The sequence below is a fragment of the Halopenitus sp. H-Gu1 genome (assembly GCF_041821145.1).
Lineage (GTDB): Archaea > Halobacteriota > Halobacteria > Halobacteriales > Haloferacaceae > Halopenitus.
In genome coordinates, this window is sequence record NZ_JBGUBC010000007.1 from 134,094 (window position 1) to 151,040 (window position 16,947).

Genomic DNA, 16,947 nt, shown 5'->3' on the forward strand with positions numbered 1-16,947 from the left:
CCAGCATCCGTGGGGGGCGAGAAAGCACCGGAGGGCGCTCCCCGCGAGTTACCCCACAATGGTTATGGCCGTGGCCGTCTGTGGGGTAACTGATGACGGGCGACACTGAGCGGCCTTCTGCACCCGACCTCCCCGGACACCTGCGGGACGTGGTGGACGGATTATCGGCCGAGGAGCTGGATGACTTGGCTGACTACGCACAGGCCCTCGCCGATTGGAAGCGGGAGCGACCACCTACGTCTCCAGATACGTCACCCGAGGATGCCGTCGACGATGATGTCGTCGAGGACCTCGAGGAGCAGGGTGTCTCGATGGACCCCGACGATTACGACGACGTACCCGCTACAGGGGCGTACATCACGGTAAAGGAGCCGAAACAGGGATACAGGTATTATTATTGGCAATGGCGGGAGGGCGACACTTGGAAGAACGAGTATATCGCGCCTGTCAACCCGAAGGAGGACTGATCCCGGTGGTCAGATGACGGTAACGTCTCCGAAGACGCCCTCGAACTCTTCGCGACCGAGTGTCGGCGACCCGCGGAGCCAGGTGTGGTGGGCGCCGCGCTGGACTTTGAGGTAGGGGTGGCCGCCGTCGTTCCGGAGCATCTTGAACTGCTTACACCACTTCCCCTCTTCATTCGTGCCGATCTGCCCGAGGAGTCCTTCTCCTCCCTCTTGGTCGTCAGCCCAGTCGACGAGAACATCGAAGTTCACGGGCGAGAACGGGTCAACGCCGAGCGTCTTCCGGACTTCCGTGACGATGTCGCGGAGTTCGTTGGGGTAGAAGACGACGGGAGTCGGGTCGGGGTGGTCGTCGACGGTCGGGTCGTACGTGGAGTCGAATTCGTAGCCGATTTCAGCGGTCTGGTAGTCCGTTGCGGGTCGGCCGTACTCTGAGGGCCGGTCGAGGTCTGCCGGCGTGACAATCGCGAGCGACGTGGTGCCGTCGTCGTCTCCCCAGTTCGCTTCTGCTAATGCGAAACGCATGACCCACTCGTCGCATATCCGATATTAAATAATACCGGTAGAATTGGTGTGAACGGCGGGATGGCTTGGGTGACACGGAGACGGCCGTTAGTAGAGGTGGGTGAGGCCGAGGCTGGCGAAGAGGATGGCGTTATAGCTACCGTGGATGAGGATCGGGACGAAGAGTGAGTCGGTACGTTCGTAGGCGAAGCCGAGGACGAGTGAGAGCGCGAAGAGTGAGAGGATGATATTTCGGATGCCGCTCGGGGAGCCCTGCAGGGCGAGGAGGTGCGCGCTCGCGAAGAAGAAGCAGGCGAGGAGTATCGCACCGATGGCGGAGAAGTACCTGCGGAGATACCCTTGGATGAGGCCGCGGAACAAGATCTCCTCACAGGGCCCGGTGATGAGGAGGGATTCGGCGATGAGCCCGCCGAACATGAGTAGGGAGGCGTGTTTGGTGGCCTCGATCGCAGCCACGTTCTGTGCGGTTGGGGCGTTGAAAACGGAGAAGAGGGACGTGAGTACGTACTCCGTGACAACCAACACAAGTATGCCGCCGAGTATCCAGCGGGCGTCGCGGCGGGTCGGACGGCGGAAGCGGAGGCCAGCGGGGAGGAGGTCGGTTTTCCAGTAGAGGAGGCCACCAACGAAAATCGCGTATCCGAGTTCACTAAACGCGGTAGTGACGAGGAAGCGTCCCGTCTCTGACTGCTGGGCAGCTGGGTAGGTAAGGTCGAGAACGATGATGCCCACGTAGCCGACGATGAGACTGGTGATGATTGCGCCGAAGATGAAGACGAGCGCGAGGACGACGGAGCGGAGCGTTCGCCAGAGGTGGATGACGTCCTCCCGGAACGTGCTCTCGAAGTCCATAAGCTATTCGAGTCCTGCACTTCGGTTGTGCGTGCGACCGCATTAACGGTCGGGTGTGAACCTGAGGGCCCATCGCTCGAGGGCGTTCGGGTAGCGGCGCTGCTGGGCTGGGTCGAGCAGCGGGAGTACGGCCGTGATGTTCCCGCGTGGATGGACGAGTTCTGGATTCATACGTCTGCGCGGTCCTGGAACGTGAGAAAGCCACCTTGGGACTACTCGTCGTCGACGTCGTCGGGTTGTGTATCGTACCACTAGAGTTCGCCGTAGTGACCCCTCTGTTTCCGGTGGACTCCGGTGAATTCGACGAGTCTGATGCCAGCTGGATTTTCCTGGTGAACGCGGCAGCGGAGGCGCGAATACTCGTCTTGGAGGCGGTCGATAATTGCGGTCGCGACGCCCATCCGTCGCGCATTCGGTGTGACGGCGATTCGACTCACGAACGGCGTTCCGACGGTATCGACGACTGCCATTCCGACGCGGTCGCTGTCGACGAGGGCCTCCCACGCCTCTCCCTGTTCCTTGGCGGGAGTCAGATTCGAGACATCCTCGATCTCGTAGAAGAAGCACCAGACGGCGTTCGGCGAGAGCCGTGAGTATCCGATAGTGATGTCGGGACTGGTGTCGACGAACGCTATTGGTCAGCTGGTCAGATTCTGGTAGGGGACGTGCGAGAGGTGTGTCCGGCACTCGGGGCAGACAACCGAGAGGACGGGACCGTTCGCGTCGCCCTTCTTGACGTACTCGAATTCGCCGTCGCTTGAGTTGTAAATGTCTTCGCTGACCGTCATGGCGCTCAGAGTTACGTTCCTACAGACCGGACAGGGCTTCCCGAATTCCCAGTCGGGTTCGTACGTCGATTGCCGGATTTCGAGTGCGACGGCCGGAAGCCGACGGAGGAGTTTCCGGACGTACTCGGGGTCGACAGTATCACTATCCAGCGATTTGAACGGAGTGAGGAGTGACTCGAGAACGTCTGAAGGGGCTTCGTCTTTGGAGTCGATTCGCTCTTCTTTGATGTTGATGACGATGACTGCCATGGAAGGCTTGAGAAGGGAGCTGCTGGCTTTGACACCCGCGGGAATACAAGCTGAATTGGACGTGGCGGGTCAGTCCACGTCGATGGGCGTATCGAGACGGGCGGCAGCGACGCGATAGGCGGCGACGATCTCGTCGACGGTGACGTCGTCGTCTGCTTCGCGTTCGATGGTGATCTCGATCTCGCGGCGGACGGTTTCAGCGTCGTGGCTGTATCGCCAGATGCCTTGTTCGACGCGGGGATGGGTAAGGATGTTGTTCGGGATGCCGAGCTCGTCGACGGCTCGGAGGACTGCAGCGCTCGCGTGAATCCGGTCTCCGTAGCCATCGATCTCTTCTCGAAGCGCCTCGATGGCGTCTTGGAAGGTGAGGTCACTGGCCTCTTCACTGGCGGCGATGTGGGCGGAGACGGCGTCGGACGTCTCGGTGGGGAGCTGGCGCTGAGGTTCTCTGGTCATATTTACCTCTGGTTAGTGCGTGAGTGGAGTCGTCTGATCGAGAGGGATGGTCGTGACCTCGACGAGCTCGAGGTGGCTGTCTGCCTGTGCTTGCTTGGCCGCCTTCTCACGGTTCGTCGTGAGTGTCGGGCCGAACTGACCGAACTTGAGGAGGACATCTCGTTCCGTGTTGAGCACACCGTATTGGGTGATTCCGCCTCCCGCTGCGGGCTCGCCGGCGCGGTCGATGACGTCGATGTTGAGCGTCTGCCACGGCTTCCCGGTGTACTCGACGTGGACGTCCTCGCCGTGCTGGCGGGCGATGTAGTCCCACGCTTGGACGAGTCCCTTCAGGGCATCGTGGCGTTCGCCTTGATCACGACCGAGTATGTCGACCGTGAGGGCTGTCGTCGCGAACGCCATATGGACTCCTTGACGGTCCTTGAGCTGCTGTTCGACATCGAGTCTCTCGGGGAGATCCGAGAGCTCGAATTCCGACGGTGGAAGGAACGATCGCATTCTGCACCTCACTTCAGATGGGGGTGAAAAACAACAGGCCGGGCGGTTACTCCTGCCAGATTCGAGCATCGAGGAACGGTCCGTCGTGATATGTATCGGCGCCGTCGAAGATGCGCGCTATTCCTGTCCTACAGGGCATAGCCAGACAGCTAACATAGCGCGTTGCCGAATTCGTCCAATACCAGCTGTATCAACCTACAGTCTCACGGAAGGAATTCAACACCACGTTCGGACAATTTCCGCCCGATGAATGAGGCTACTTGAAGAAGTCCACCGAAGGCAACAAACCCAAATCCGGCCAGCACGACCTGAGCCTGGACGACGGGAGGAATGAAGTCCGACAATGCCGTTTGTGTGAGAAGTAACATTATTCCAACAGAGAATATGACCACCCCCCATCGAAGGAGCGTGTCACCGACATTATGAACACTAAGGTAGATCGTCTTCGGTTGGTAGTCTGGAAGTTTTGCTAAGGCAAGCTCACGCACTTTTCCCGTCGAAATGTCATCCGGGTCGATGGAATCGATATCAGTGACTATTTCTGGTGAATCTGCTTCTCCTCCCATTTCCTGATCTTTTGGAACCCAAAAAATGTGTGCCCCACTTGCGTCGTATCGGCCAATTTTCTCATCGTCAACTAATGACCTCAACCGATCTCGCATCGCTTGCTCCGAATACTCTAATTCCTCTTGGATGACTTTTCGTTCAATAGCCGGACTATCTGTGGCTTCAATTAATGCCCTCACAGTAGCCACGATCTCCTCATCGCTCTTATTGGGGGGCCTTCCCGGACTATCGCCCTCACTCATGTCGGATTGGGTTTATTGTGCGATCACCAATAGTATACCGTTCCCTCTACAATCGTTTCTGTGCGGTCGCAATACATTCGACTCTCAACAATAATTTAGATAAATAGCGTAGCAGGTGGTATTCCGATTCGAAGCGAAAATGAGTGCAAAATCAGAAGCATTGAGCCCCAGTAAGAGAGAGGCGGAAAAGGACCAGAAGCAGGTGATACTGAAAGCAGAAAACCATGCCAGTCGAGAGGACCACGAAGAAGAACTGGAACTGATGCGGGAGGGGATCGAGGCGTTGGTACTGGAAGGGAGCGAAAAGAACCCCGAATGGGGCATCACCGAGGGGTGGTTCCAGCAGGCGATAGGGGGGATGTTCTACGTAATGGGGCCGCTCTACATTTCGAAAGAAGTCCTGATTGAATTCGCCAGATTCCAGGATGCAGACCTGTACTTCACTCGGGAAAGCGATGCTGAAGTCCTTCGGAACGCCCCCCGGTTGGTCCGATGGTTTTCGGCTTTTCTCTACTTCATTATGCTCCCCAGTAGCGTGGGGGTTGGCCTAATTTGGGGTCCAGTCCAAGGCGCTTCCTTCCTATTGGCCAGCTTCGGTATCCCGGTGTTGACGATTCGCATCTACAATACCCGGTTCAACCGGGGAGAGCAAAACCGGGACGAACTAATGGGCAAAAAAATTCAGGAAGCCTTGGAAACGAACGACTCAGTTCTGGCCATCGTCGGCCATGCCCACGCAGACGGCGTGATGAATGCACTACCAGACGATTTGGATGTGGATCACCACCCAACCAAATCTGAAGGGTTGACTGCCAGCGGGATTTGGGACTTCACGGTGCGATGCTTCCAGATGTTTTCTCTACTGTTCTTCCTTTATTTGGCCATCCTGTGGGCCGTCGTGAATTTTGTCCTTCCATTCCTCTAACTGCGCAGGAACAAATCTATGCCCATACTGGGCAACACCGAAGTGATTGAAAATCTCCGGAACACCTGGAGCAACCAATTACCTAGAGATGTGAATCGATCAGATGCGTTCAGTCAGCAATCACTGCTTGTCAATTCGCCAGAGCAGCTGAGTTCATAGATTCCGGGCGGGGGAGGATAGTTACGTTCTGCTGGATGTGGACGCCTCGGGCTCGTTCTCTGGGTCGGCGTCGAAGACGACGTTACGGCTCTCGCACTCAGCGCACCAGTACTCTGTGGATTCGATTGATTGCTCTTCGACTTTGTCGATCTCCCCATTTTCCACGTAGAGTCGTGTTTCCGTCCCTCGAATTCGGTGGACAAAGGATTCGGTGTTTCCGCAGTCTTGGCACATCGGCATGATCACGCGGCCTCCTGGTCGATGGTGGCCCCCTCGTCGGCGGGGACGAGTTCGTCGCGGTCGCGACGCTCATCGCAGTTCGTACAGTAGACACCCTCGTCCTTGACGTCACTCCCGACGACATCGCCGCGCTTCATACCGACCTCCTCGAAGGTGCTGTCGTCGTACTTCTGGATGTCGCCGAACTGGACTTCTTCGATGATCCAGGAGAAGGACCGGCTGCCGCACTCGGGACAGGCCATTGGCGTCGGCGTGTTCTTGCTGGGCGTCATACGTCGACCTCCACGTTGTCTACCGCTCATACAGGGCATCCATGATCTGCGCGTCGATGGTGACTGTTCGATCGTGGTGAGTGGACGTACTCATAGTGTGTGAGTGAACGTGGGTGAACTATCGCTGGTCGCGAATCGCGTCGAGACTGAAGTCCTCGTCAGGGTCGCGGATGACCTGGAGCGTGTCGGTGACGAATTCGAGTGCCTCAATCTCTGACTGAAGCCGGGCGATTTCTTCCTCGCGGTCCTGGATGGCGTCGATGATGGCGGCTTCTGCCTGCTGGTAGTCAGCGTCGTCACGGGCGTCGTTGTCGTCGGCCTCTTGGGTTGACGTCGTGAGTGCCGACGTCGGGAGTTTTCCGTCGGGCCGGGGGACGGTCTCTTCTTCGACTTCGATGGCGACGCGCCGGACGTGCTTACAGCCACCCTCTGGATCGCGATCTTGGTAATCCGGACAAGTACACGTTTCGTCGATGAGGTCGACAGTGTAGGTCTCCCCGGACTCGCCGGTTACTGAGTAGATGCCGCCCTGCTTGAGGAGCGCGACATCCATCGTTTCGTTACGAGCGCGTTCGTCACGTCGGTCAGTACTCTGGGGCAGCGTTGGGGACGAGTCGGATGCGTCTCCGGTCGCTGCGGTGGAGTGTGAACTCACGATATGATTCCTCCACCCGCTGCTAGGGAGTGAAAAACGCCCGCGTCACAGATCGCTCATCTATGCTTGTGATGGCTGTCGATGCCCTTGAGGGGGTTCTGGAAATCGAGATCGCTATTCGGTTGTTTCGGAGCAAGGTCCTGCAGATTGGACTCCCGTTTCTTGGTCGTCCTCCTTGACCTGGGTGATGAGGACTCGGTGGGTGTCGGAGTCGTGGATGCGATGCTGGCACTTGAAGCCGTCTTGAGGGTTCGGTCCTGCGAGGGCGATGACGAACCAGCCTGAGTCGGGTGCGCCACGAGTTGCGTCGAGGACACGGTAGATACGGCCAGACTCATCATCGAGGAAGAGGACCTCCACGTTCTCGCTCTCTGGAGAGCGGTCTGCTCGATCAAACGCGGCGAGGACGCACTCGTCTTCGAATTGGTCGCGGAGCTGCTCGAACGATTGTGGACTATCCGTGTCGGTCATCGGTTGTCCTATCCTCTACTTCCCGAGGGGTAGAACAAACGCTGGTAGAGATGCTGGAAGAAGATGTTGACTACGTGCTCGAAGCCGAGGAGGATCTCGGAATCAATCTGATCGCGGATGAATTGGCGCAGTCACTAACTGGTTTCTCAATTCGAGCTAATCGTGAATCGCTATCCACTCTTGATACTCTTCGGTAGAGAGCAACCGACCACACTGTGCGCAGTAATGTAGATCTCGTCCCCCTTGTTTTCGCTCTACAGACAATCGGGTGTCGCTCTCAATAGAAATACAATTGGCACAGGTCTCGTTGGCCCGTTGTTCCTGCCGTCTCTGACGTGCTTCATCAAGATGCTCCATCATTTCATCAATCTCAGTGCGATTCTCTCCCGCTTGCTGGATGAACTCGACATCCAACACTTCGACCGTGATTATCGTTGGCACCGTCTTGGTGTTGATATCGCTGAGGACTGCCTCTGGCGACTCCGTCGCATCGAGGCGATCGAGACATTCTCGCTGGACGTCCTCAATGAACGGCGGCGTCGACCGCTGGCGGGCTTCGATGCCTCTGATCTTGAACTCGTCCTCATCGGCGACCTTTCCGAAATACTTCGTTAGCGCGCCGGCGTCGCTCTCGCGCTGTGGGACGAACGCCACCCAGTCATAGTGCGATTCATACTCGAGGCGGATTTCAACCGCTTCGGTGATCTCAGTCGCGAGTTCTTCGAGGTCCTCGCGGTCCTCGTCGTCGATGTCGGGATCTGTTGTCACCCAGATCGAATCGACGATGCCGTGGACGACACGCCAGCCGCCGGCTTCGAGGCGTTGCTTCGCCGTCAACAGGATTTCGCGCGCGAACGCATTGATTGCCTCGTGGCACTCGATGCGCCCGTATTTGGCGTTGTTAAAGCCTTGATACCCAAAGCAGGCGACGAGGATCCACTTCAGCGCCCCCGACCGCCCTTCGAGTTCTTCGAGACGTTCCTTGTCGGGATCGTCGCGTTCTTGTTCGCGACGGATGGCGGCTTTGATCTCGTCGCGCGCATCGATGATCGGCTGGAGGACGTCGACGAGGTAGCCCCGGTCGTCACAGATCGAATAGCCGAGTCCGGGGACGTCCTCGCGGTCGCGATGGCACTCGCAGCGAATCACGTCCGGCGAGACGTTGTGCGTGCAGATGATGTTCGGATAGAGGCTCGAGAAATCGAGTTCGTGGACATTTTCGTGAAGACCGACCTCGGGCGCGAAGATGAACCCACCACGATCGGCATCGTGGAGCACCCCTGTTGATTTGAATTTCTCGTGGCGCCAGGAGTGCCACGGGACGAGGACGCCGCGGTCGTGGGCTTCACAGATTTGGATGGCTGTGAGGATGTTGCCGATCGACGCCCAGGCTGCCTCCTGTATCGGCTTGCGCGACCGCGAGACGAGGTCGAGGACGCCGTCGATGTTGGTCTCGCCAAAGAAGAACGTGTTCGATCGGTCGATGACCGCTCTTCCGGGCACGTTGTAGCGCGCCGGCGAGTGCCCGACGCGGCCGTAGCTCGCGTAGGTCGAGCGGCTCGCGAGCTGCTGGAATTCGACGCCGGACCGGCTCAGTGAGAAATTGTCGGCGCCGGCGGTCATGGTCATCTCGTACAGGGTCGGGACGATCTCGCTCGTCGAGCAGACGAGGACGTCCGGATCGTGGTCGTCAAGCGCAGCTTGGACTGTCGTCAGGATATCTGCTGGCGGGCCCGTGACCGTCTCGCCGCCGACGGCAAGTTCGGTATACGCATCGCCGGTCGTCTCTGTGAGTGGGACGTCGAGTCGCAGCGTCGAGAGATCGCTCGTTGGCGTCGGATCTACATCGTTCTCGAGACAGTACCGAAACTCCCGCGAGAGATCGACATTGAAGCAGGCGAGATCCCCCACAGGGTACTCGGACAGCTGGCGTGCCTGTCGAGCCAGCGAGGTGATCCGATCGATGTGGGCAACGTCGACGGCAAGGACGTCCTCGTCGTCGCGACGGAAGCCTGGCCGCCGGGCGACGATATCGGTTGCGACGACGTCCGGGTGCCGTTCGTACACGCTACGGAGTCTCGTGAGGTTGATCTCGGCATCTGGTGCGCGGGATGCGACGTAGAAGCGCGGTGAGTAGTCTTCGCGTTCGGTCGCGACGGCGCCGTCAACCGTCGTCTTCCATTCGAGGACACGGCCGTCATCAAGGAAATCGAATGTGAATGGCATTTTCTATCCGTCGTCCTCCAGCATAGGCACGCCAACGTGCGCTCACCCGATAATCGACAGTGTGTCGCTTCCGGAGTTCAGGGAATCTGTGTGACACGGCTGCGAAGGGCGTGGAACGCGAATTTGGGGCTTTCCATCCATTTTCCGCAAACACTTCCGGGGCGCTGATTCCCCTTCTCCGTCCATCTTAACCAACAAACCCACGCTTGCTACGGGGCGTTGGTTAAGTCTACTAATTACGGTACTGAGGCGCTGTATTCGATACAAATTCATTCGAGAACCTCGATATCCTCGAGTCCCAGGGCATGGAGAGTATAGTGACCGGGACTATCTTCGATCAGCTGTTTGAATGTCAGCCGAAGCGTGTTCTCCTGCTCCATCCGATGTGCAGTTTTCAACACGATGCGATCAGGCGGCACGATCTCGTCAGGTGCATCGAGACGCACTGTCCGATGAAATTCGATATGTCGGACCTCATCTCCCTTCCGGGGGTCCTTTCTCTCTTCGTGTACGCTTCCGACGGAGGTCTCCCACGGATTTTGAAACGTCACGCCGCCAGCCTCAACCGGACCGTCCCCGGTAAGGTGGATTCGAATTCGATCACCTGATTCCAAGTCGTTGATTCTCTGAAAACGATCCGTTGCCATACGAACGGTCTAGTACCCGTACTAAAAACCATCAGTGCAATCCGTCCTCCGTTGTACCTGCCTCGGAGTGTTGTTGCCGATCGTCCGCCTCGTTGAGTGCGTTTTCGAGTTCAGCGAGGCGGTCTTCGTGTTCATCGAGTCGGGCTTCCTGCTCGAGATCGATGCTGATCAGCGCCGGCAACAGCGGGTTTTGGTGGTTCAAGAGTCCGCTCGCGTCGGCGTGCTCGCGAGCGTATTCGAACAGTTGGTCGAAGCGTGGTTGGTCGCGACGACGGAGCGCCCGCCGGAAATCCGTCCATCGCTCCTCGATAGTTCGCAGCGCATCCCGATACGTCGGATTGGTGCGCCCCATTACTATCGCCCTCCAGCACTCGTCCAGGCATCGAGTAGTGGGTTCGCAGTGAGTGATGCGGTCGTTCCGTTGGCCGTCATCCCCGTTCCGACGCCGTCGGAGGTCGTGGTCGGGGTGGAGGGCGAGGCCGGTTCCAGCCCGACCTGTTCGGCCCGCGCGCCGAGTAACTGACGCCAGTAGGCGAACGTCGTCTGGTAGTATGCCCCATCGTCGACGGGATAGACGAGTGTCTCGAACTCCTCACCCGTGAACCGTGGCCCTATCCGGGTTTGCTCGCACTCTAAGTGGTGCTTGGCAGCCGTCGCGACCGGCGCCGCGAACTCGTCCGCTTTGCTGCGAGTAACGAGCACCGGCACCTCGTACCCATCCGCGTAGGTCGCCAGTCGAGCGAGCGTTCGCGCTTGGAGTGTCTCGGCGGGGGCGTCTCCAAGCGTGTCGTCAGTGCGGTACTGCGCGTCGACCGCCGGGGCGACGATGAGCGACGGGGTGTGCGAGGACGCGTCCTCGTTGCGAGCCGTCGACTGTCGACTGCTCGTTCCGGTGTCGGCGGTGGATCTCCGGATGGAGTGGTTCACCGCCGTCGGGAGATCGCAGACGGTGCCGTAGTGCTGGTAGGCGGTGAACCCCCGCGCGACGTGGATCTGGTCGAGCAACCGCTGGCTGGGGGCGATTTGGGCGAGCGTGGTCGTCGTCGCGTGGCCGTTCGCGTCCACCCAGAAGGCGGGCCCGTCGTGCAGGAGGAGGTGGTTGAGCACGAGCGATTGCAAGATTGGGACGCCGCGGCCGCCTTCTATGTCGAGCAGCGTGATGCCGTCCTCAAGTGACGGCAACAGCATCTTCTCCGTGGTTGGGTCGGCTTGTTCAGTAAGGGTTCGATTGCGGTCAGCGTCCCGGGTCGGTTGATCCACCGCCAATCGGTTCGGCGTTGATGTCGCGTTGTTGGGCATATTCGACTAGATGTTCACGTTCCCGATAAGCCACGGCGTGGCGCTTCCATGTTTCCGGGAAACTGTTCGGACGTATGCCGGACCGAACCAGTCGCCGGGTTTCTGTACAGTTCGACCGTTTCCGAGACTGTTTCCAGAATCAGTACCTCACAAAGCATCCTCGGCTAGCTGTTTCTGAAGCCTGAATTCTGTGGCGGAGCGGTTGCACTGACGGTCTCGACGAGAGAATCAGAAACGAACCGACCGAGAGCTGTCGCTGTCGGCGGCGGCTGCCGCCGACGCGACAGCGTCACCACTCCCGCTAGAGGCTGTCTGGGTGGTGATTACCGGGTAAACCGGTCGTCTGGTGGTCGGTTTGCGGGGACGGCCCGACGCACCGCGAGGGCCGTCCACGCTGCCCGTCGGATCATGTTGATGAACTCCTTGAACGGCCACTGCCAGAGGCGACGCCCGCCTCGGCGGGGCGTCGCCACGTACTCCCAGTGCAGATACCGCCAGACGTTCTGTAACAGCAAGCTCACCAGGACGTACAACAGCCGTACGACCGGATTTTGTGTCGAGGTCGTCGCAATACTTTGTTCGGAGAGTCGATAGCTCGCCTCGATACCGAAGCGTTTCGCGTAGTGGTATCGAGCGTCTCGTGGTGAGTCGATGAACGGCGCATCAGCGGCGTAGCCGTGACGCGCCACGCCATGGTCGTCGTACCGTCCGTTCTGGTAGGTACAGTCGATGTAGACGGGAAACTCGACGGTCACAGCTGTGACCGTCGAGTTTCGCCGTCAGACTGTGTTGAATCACGCGACTCCAGCCTTCCGAGAGTTCTTGCTTGATCGTCTGTCCCCAGCGGACGACCGGCATGACGTAGGCGTGGTTGTGCGCCTGAAGCAGCGTCAAACACCTGCTGTCGTAGAATTCACGGTCAAGAAAGACGGCCTTGACGTTAAGATCAAGGCCGTCGAGGAGACCGAGAAACTCTGCGAGGACACTGCTGGCGGTGTCGCCGTCTTCGAGACGGCGCACCGCCAGCGTGTAGCGTTTGTTCTTCACACGCGCGTAGAGTGTCGCGTAGGCGTGGAACGCAGTTGTTCCACGCTTCGCTTGTGAGTGATACAGGCCATCTGTATCGTCTTCGTCGCCGTAGTAGGGCCGCAGGTGGAGGTCCGAAACGACCTCCACCTGCTGGGGAAGGACGTCAAGAACGTCCTTCTGGAGGAGCGTGTTTCCAACTTGTTCGAGCGTCTCAAGGTCAAATTTGGTGCGGAGATGGTAGAGAACCGAGTTTTCGTGGGGTGCATCTTCACTTCTCTCACAGAGCGTTGAGACCGAGGTCCCGTCGGCGCACGCGCCGACGAGGACCTCGTAGATGTCTTCAGCATGGAGTTCAGCGTTTTCACCGAGAGTGAGAGCAACTTCCTCGTCAAGAACGTTGACGAGGAAGTTAAGGAGCTGGTCCTCGTGGATTCCACCGTCTGCTTGCTTGGTATTAGACACACCTTCAGCAAGCAGACGTCTCAACTAACCGGCTTTGTGATGTACTGAGAATGGTCTTGTTGAATCCCTCTTTCGGTGATGAGCGCTAGGTGTCGTGCTGGATATAGCGCGCAGGTTCTGTGTAGAGGTCCTATCATCTCATCCAACAGACGGTGCGGTAGTTACAGGTAGTTGACTTCTGTACCCCTGTCCATGTCTCGGGATCCTATGGTAACTCTCATCGGCCAGTTTTCCCGATTTGCCGTCCAGAAAGACTTGGAGCCAGATGACTGGGAGATGGCCGCTACAGAGTTCGGCGTAACAGACACTATGCGGAATATCGATCGATTTTACAAAAGCTGGGACTTCAAAGACAACGACCAGCAGCCAAACACAACTCAGTTTCTCAGAGAGGTTGCCGAGGAGGACGAGGAGAAAGCAGTGGGCGTTATGAAACGGATCTACACCTTGGCCGACACCGACTCAGATACACTGGACAAATACCCGGCCTTGGACATCCTCGAGAACGAGGATCTTGGTACAGGAGTGCTCTACTCCACGTTTCGCTCCGAACGGTTTCTCGACATCGACAATGTCCCGGGCACGTTCTACCCGGATCTGGTTGAGGACATCAACCAGTGCTACCGTATCGGGGTTAACGACGCTACGCTCGTTCTGACACGGAAGCTCTTAGAGAACCTCCTTATCGACCTTCTCCGGGACCAGTACGGGAAGCAGGAGATTGAACTGTACTATCTTCCTGAAAACCGGCGGTTCAGGAAGTTCAGCGACCTCATCAACACTTTCGAGGACAATCTCGACGACTTCCAGCATCGCTCTGGAGGCCTTGACAGCGACTTTATCGACGAACTGGACGCATTCCGGCAGAACGCAAACGCAGAGGCCCACTCTATCGAGACTAACGTCACCGAAAACGAAATGGAGGAATACAGGGAGCAGGCCCGTCACGCCTGTCGGGTGCTGTTCCGCGTCAGGAACTGAATCCCCCGCTCACTCGTTTTCCGAGGAAGATAGCGCCAGCCATGACCACGATCCCGCCGACAATCGTTGCGATCGTTGTTAATCCCAACTGCTGGGACTGCACAGAAGTCCAACCCAGAACCTGGCTGATCCCAATGGTAAGCCCGAAGACAACGAACACACCACCGATGAACGGGAGACTCCAGGCCAGACCCGTTACCGCAACGGTATCGAGCCAGTTCAACTCGGCACTCCGGGTGAGATAGAACGCGACTGCGACGAGAGGCATCCAGACGACCACGAAGAATACAGCGGTCAGGCGAGCCGCCTCGTCATATAACGCTGCCACCGCGAAGCCCGCAACCAGTACAACTCCGAGCAGTACAGCTACGGAGAGGTACTTGAGAAGATTGGGAACCGACCCATTCCGTCTCTGGAAGAGGAAGACACCGACCAGTGATAGGGTTAGGATAGCGGCCAAGCCGAGCAGCACCGCCATCAACGTCAGACCGGCGAATCCTGCTCCCAACCCATTAGACATAGATACAGTGTTTCCTGGGCTAACACGTAACGATTATGTGTGCCATCTGGGGCAGATCAGATATTCGAGAACTCAACTATTAGGTCTACAAGCCGAAATCGGATGGATAATGGCGCGGATCATCGAACCGTTGATCCAGGAAACCCTCTGGAGTGAACTCGAATCCCGCGGATTTTCGGTCTACGGTGAGGTTTCACTACCGGATTTGGGACGCATCGATCTCTACGTGGTCACGCCGAACGGACAACGGTGGGGTATCGAGGTCAAGAATCACTGGAATCTGGTGGCCTGGGGAGCACGCGACGAAGACCTCAGCACCGAAGTACCGGACCCCGAGGATGGGATCAAACCAACCCAGCTCCGAAACCTGACCGAGCAACTTGACCGATACGCTGAATCCGGGTACTGCGACTCGATGTACGTCGCCACGCAAGGCCCGAAGCCGTTGATCCGGGCGATCGAGGATAGAGACAGCTGGGACGAAAAGTGGAGCCTGTTCTTCGACAAATGGGGTGACAGAGAACCACCAGAATACGTGGGTGCGATCCGGGCACCGCCTTTCGCACCTGGCGACGTCGAAATGAGAATGCTGCCACGGGACTTCGACAGGCCCTGCGGAATCGAGATCGTGCGCCAACCCAGAGCATTGACCGACGACCGGCCCTCCGGTACTTTTCCTGAGCTACCTCCCTGCCTGGAAGCTGCGGAGAGGGGAAAAGGCGAGCCCAGGGAATTTGATATCGCACACGGTGTGTGGAAGCACTTGATGGAACAAAGCCCCGGACCTGTTATCCGTGAGCCCGTGATCCCCAGCAAGGAGAGTAGGAAGCCGCAGCAACCGGATATTATGCATTTCTCTGGACACGCGAGTCCGTTCAGGATCTACCACGAACGCCAAGACAAGCGGTACGGGTTCGGAGGAATGGAAACCGAAGACGACGAAGACGATGACGGTGAGAATCCTCGAGAACAGTTCAAGATTACTGCTACCGAGGTGAAGCCAGATCTCTCCAACAAGGAGAACATCGCCGAGCAACTGAAGCGGTACCTCGACTCCGGAGGCCTGACAGAGCTCTATCTCTGCCTACCCCTGAAATACTCAGAGGACGGCCTTCATTTCTTGGAGACCCGACACGACACATTGGGTGATGTAGGCCTGCTCGTCTACGATGGGGAAGAAGATGAGGTGCAGCTGGCCCGCCGCCCCTCTGACCAGGATCTAGAGTACCCTGGGTTGGAGCTCTCTCGGAACAATCACAGTGTCTGCCAAACCGGCTGGGGAATGGCATGGCTCGAAAAGAACCAGGGTCTGAAACCGGTGTGGGATCAGGAAAACCTGGAAGGCCGATACGACGGACCGGACCCCACAGAAAGAGATGTCTCCGACTTAGACTGGAGCGACGAAGCCTTACAGGCAGAGGAATACGACGATCCTGAGGAAAACCTCACTTTCGTCGAGTGTACCTCCTGCGAGGCTGTTGCAGAATTAGACATGAGTGGCCGTCGCTGTCCCGAATGCAACCGACCCTTGATCCGAAGAATCACCCAGCTGAACGTGAGAAAGGTTGGAACGGACAAATACGGGAACACAGTCTATACGAAGGTCACAGAGTAGAAGACGGTATCAGTGAAGCGGGTTTCGCCGGATGAAGTCTTCAGAGTCGTTGATCAACCTGCGTACAGCAGGCTTTTTCGGCTCTTCTGCATGGGCACAGGTCTCCCGGATACTTGCTAACGCTTTTAGATCGTTCCACGTCGTCTTGTCAATCACATCTGCTTCGTGAAGGGTTTGTGCCAGGCGAGAAATCCCGTGGTTCGGCCTGTACACCTCGACCTCTTCAGAGTTCTTGCAGAGAGTCAAGAGGTGGCGTTCCAGGGCTACTGCAGCGACTACACCACTGGCCCGGACGAAATCCTCGTCAAACAGTTCCCTGGCCTGCTGGATCTCTTCCTTCTCCACTCGTCGAGAGATCTGTTGCCACGCTTCCAGCCTAGCCGACTCGATCCTGCCAGGCACCGAGTTCAGGAGGTGCCTCTGCTCATCGAATAGATCCACGAACCCGTTGAACGCATTCTCCCATCCCAGGCCCGCACTCGGCTTCTCCAAGTCGAAGTACTCCTTAATCTCCGACCGTGCTTCCTCAAACTCTTCTAAACGACCGGGAAGGTACGCAGAAACCAGATTTTCCGACCTGGTATACCATGACTCGTACTTCCTCTTCAGCTCACGCTGAGTCTCCCGTAGTGGTCCTTCGGGATCCTCCCAGAACGTCTTCGGCCTCTTTTTATCCGACACAACGCTGGCTCTAACCTGCCTTTTCTCAGTATCCAACGACGAGAAGAACTTCTGGGCCTGCTCCTCAATCGCCTCGGCGTCGCCTTCCAAGTCGTCGATATAGTCCTGTACCTCCTCCCTTGAC

Annotated in this window: 20 protein-coding genes and 1 pseudogene; 4 read left to right on the top strand and 17 right to left on the bottom strand. The window is 57.8% G+C overall.

Annotated features, from left to right (window positions below):
* The first annotated feature begins 92 nt into the window (after positions 1–92).
* On the top strand, positions 93–467 hold the full coding sequence (locus tag ACERIT_RS07505) for a hypothetical protein (protein WP_373674223.1): 375 nt from the start codon (positions 93–95) through the stop codon (positions 465–467).
* A gap of 9 nt (positions 468–476) precedes the next feature.
* Here the strand turns inward: ACERIT_RS07505 and ACERIT_RS07510 are convergent, their stop codons facing one another.
* The 7 genes from ACERIT_RS07510 to ACERIT_RS07540 all read right to left on the bottom strand — a co-directional run bounded on the left by ACERIT_RS07510 (position 477) and on the right by ACERIT_RS07540 (position 4,641).
* On the bottom strand, positions 477–989 hold the full coding sequence (locus tag ACERIT_RS07510) for a hypothetical protein (protein ID WP_373674224.1): 513 nt from the start codon (positions 987–989) through the stop codon (positions 477–479).
* 87 nt (positions 990–1,076) lie between these two features.
* Positions 1,077–1,841: a lysostaphin resistance A-like protein gene (locus ACERIT_RS07515; protein WP_373674225.1), complete on the bottom strand. Its 765-nt coding sequence runs from the start codon at positions 1,839–1,841 to the stop codon at positions 1,077–1,079.
* 251 nt (positions 1,842–2,092) lie between these two features.
* Positions 2,093–2,311, bottom strand: a complete 219-nt coding sequence (locus tag ACERIT_RS07520) for a GNAT family N-acetyltransferase (protein WP_373674226.1) — start codon at positions 2,309–2,311, stop codon at positions 2,093–2,095.
* A 168-nt stretch (positions 2,312–2,479) separates the two neighbouring features.
* Positions 2,480–2,878 (bottom strand): hypothetical protein, encoded by a 399-nt coding sequence (locus ACERIT_RS07525; protein WP_373674227.1) that lies wholly within the window; start codon positions 2,876–2,878, stop codon positions 2,480–2,482.
* A 69-nt stretch (positions 2,879–2,947) separates the two neighbouring features.
* Positions 2,948–3,334 (bottom strand): hypothetical protein, encoded by a 387-nt coding sequence (locus ACERIT_RS07530; RefSeq protein ID WP_373674228.1) that lies wholly within the window; start codon positions 3,332–3,334, stop codon positions 2,948–2,950.
* A gap of 12 nt (positions 3,335–3,346) precedes the next feature.
* Positions 3,347–3,832, bottom strand: a complete 486-nt coding sequence (locus ACERIT_RS07535; RefSeq protein WP_373674229.1) for a hypothetical protein — start codon at positions 3,830–3,832, stop codon at positions 3,347–3,349.
* Between the two features lie 203 nt (positions 3,833–4,035).
* A complete protein-coding gene (locus tag ACERIT_RS07540; protein WP_373674230.1) occupies positions 4,036–4,641 on the bottom strand; it encodes a hypothetical protein in 606 nt (201 codons plus the stop codon).
* Between the two features lie 139 nt (positions 4,642–4,780).
* Here ACERIT_RS07540 and ACERIT_RS07545 point away from each other — a divergent pair, with 139 nt between their 5' ends.
* Entirely contained in the window at positions 4,781–5,566 is a 786-nt protein-coding gene (locus ACERIT_RS07545) for a hypothetical protein (protein WP_373674231.1), read from the top strand.
* A gap of 401 nt (positions 5,567–5,967) precedes the next feature.
* On the opposite strand, the gene ACERIT_RS07550 is transcribed toward ACERIT_RS07545, so the two are convergent.
* The 8 genes and pseudogenes from ACERIT_RS07550 to ACERIT_RS07585 all read right to left on the bottom strand — a co-directional run bounded on the left by ACERIT_RS07550 (position 5,968) and on the right by ACERIT_RS07585 (position 13,026).
* Positions 5,968–6,237, bottom strand: a complete 270-nt coding sequence (locus ACERIT_RS07550) for a hypothetical protein (RefSeq protein ID WP_373674232.1) — start codon at positions 6,235–6,237, stop codon at positions 5,968–5,970.
* A gap of 118 nt (positions 6,238–6,355) precedes the next feature.
* Positions 6,356–6,892, bottom strand: coding sequence for an SWIM zinc finger family protein (locus ACERIT_RS07555; RefSeq protein WP_373674233.1), 537 nt, complete (start codon positions 6,890–6,892; stop codon positions 6,356–6,358).
* Positions 6,893–7,006: 114 nt separating this feature from the next.
* Positions 7,007–7,363, bottom strand: coding sequence for a hypothetical protein (locus ACERIT_RS07560; RefSeq protein ID WP_373674234.1), 357 nt, complete (start codon positions 7,361–7,363; stop codon positions 7,007–7,009).
* Positions 7,364–7,519: 156 nt separating this feature from the next.
* Complete coding sequence (locus tag ACERIT_RS07565) at positions 7,520–9,589, bottom strand: type B DNA-directed DNA polymerase (protein ID WP_373674235.1); 2,070 nt, start codon at positions 9,587–9,589, stop codon at positions 7,520–7,522.
* A gap of 269 nt (positions 9,590–9,858) precedes the next feature.
* Positions 9,859–10,236, bottom strand: a complete 378-nt coding sequence (locus tag ACERIT_RS07570; protein ID WP_373674236.1) for a hypothetical protein — start codon at positions 10,234–10,236, stop codon at positions 9,859–9,861.
* Positions 10,237–10,267: 31 nt separating this feature from the next.
* Positions 10,268–10,588: a hypothetical protein gene (locus tag ACERIT_RS07575; RefSeq protein WP_373674237.1), complete on the bottom strand. Its 321-nt coding sequence runs from the start codon at positions 10,586–10,588 to the stop codon at positions 10,268–10,270.
* A 2-nt stretch (positions 10,589–10,590) separates the two neighbouring features.
* Positions 10,591–11,535 (bottom strand): hypothetical protein, encoded by a 945-nt coding sequence (locus ACERIT_RS07580; protein ID WP_373674238.1) that lies wholly within the window; start codon positions 11,533–11,535, stop codon positions 10,591–10,593.
* Positions 11,536–11,858: 323 nt separating this feature from the next.
* Positions 11,859–13,026: pseudogene (locus tag ACERIT_RS07585) on the bottom strand (ISH3 family transposase).
* A 207-nt stretch (positions 13,027–13,233) separates the two neighbouring features.
* On the opposite strand from ACERIT_RS07585, the gene ACERIT_RS07590 reads away from it, so the two are divergent.
* On the top strand, positions 13,234–14,007 hold the full coding sequence (locus tag ACERIT_RS07590) for a hypothetical protein (RefSeq protein ID WP_373674239.1): 774 nt from the start codon (positions 13,234–13,236) through the stop codon (positions 14,005–14,007).
* Here the strand turns inward: ACERIT_RS07590 and ACERIT_RS07595 are convergent.
* Positions 13,997–14,485 carry a hypothetical protein gene (locus ACERIT_RS07595; RefSeq protein WP_373674240.1) on the bottom strand — a complete coding sequence of 163 codons (489 nt, stop codon included), beginning with the start codon at positions 14,483–14,485 and terminating at the stop codon, positions 13,997–13,999. The two genes, ACERIT_RS07590 and ACERIT_RS07595, sit on opposite strands and share 11 nt — an antisense overlap.
* 151 nt (positions 14,486–14,636) lie before the next feature.
* Between ACERIT_RS07595 and ACERIT_RS07600 the strand changes: the two genes are divergently transcribed.
* Positions 14,637–16,142, top strand: a complete 1,506-nt coding sequence (locus ACERIT_RS07600; protein WP_373674241.1) for a hypothetical protein — start codon at positions 14,637–14,639, stop codon at positions 16,140–16,142.
* A 9-nt stretch (positions 16,143–16,151) separates the two neighbouring features.
* Here the strand turns inward: ACERIT_RS07600 and ACERIT_RS07605 are convergent.
* Positions 16,152–16,947: hypothetical protein (locus ACERIT_RS07605; protein WP_373674242.1), on the bottom strand; the 796-nt coding region annotated here is incomplete at its 5' end.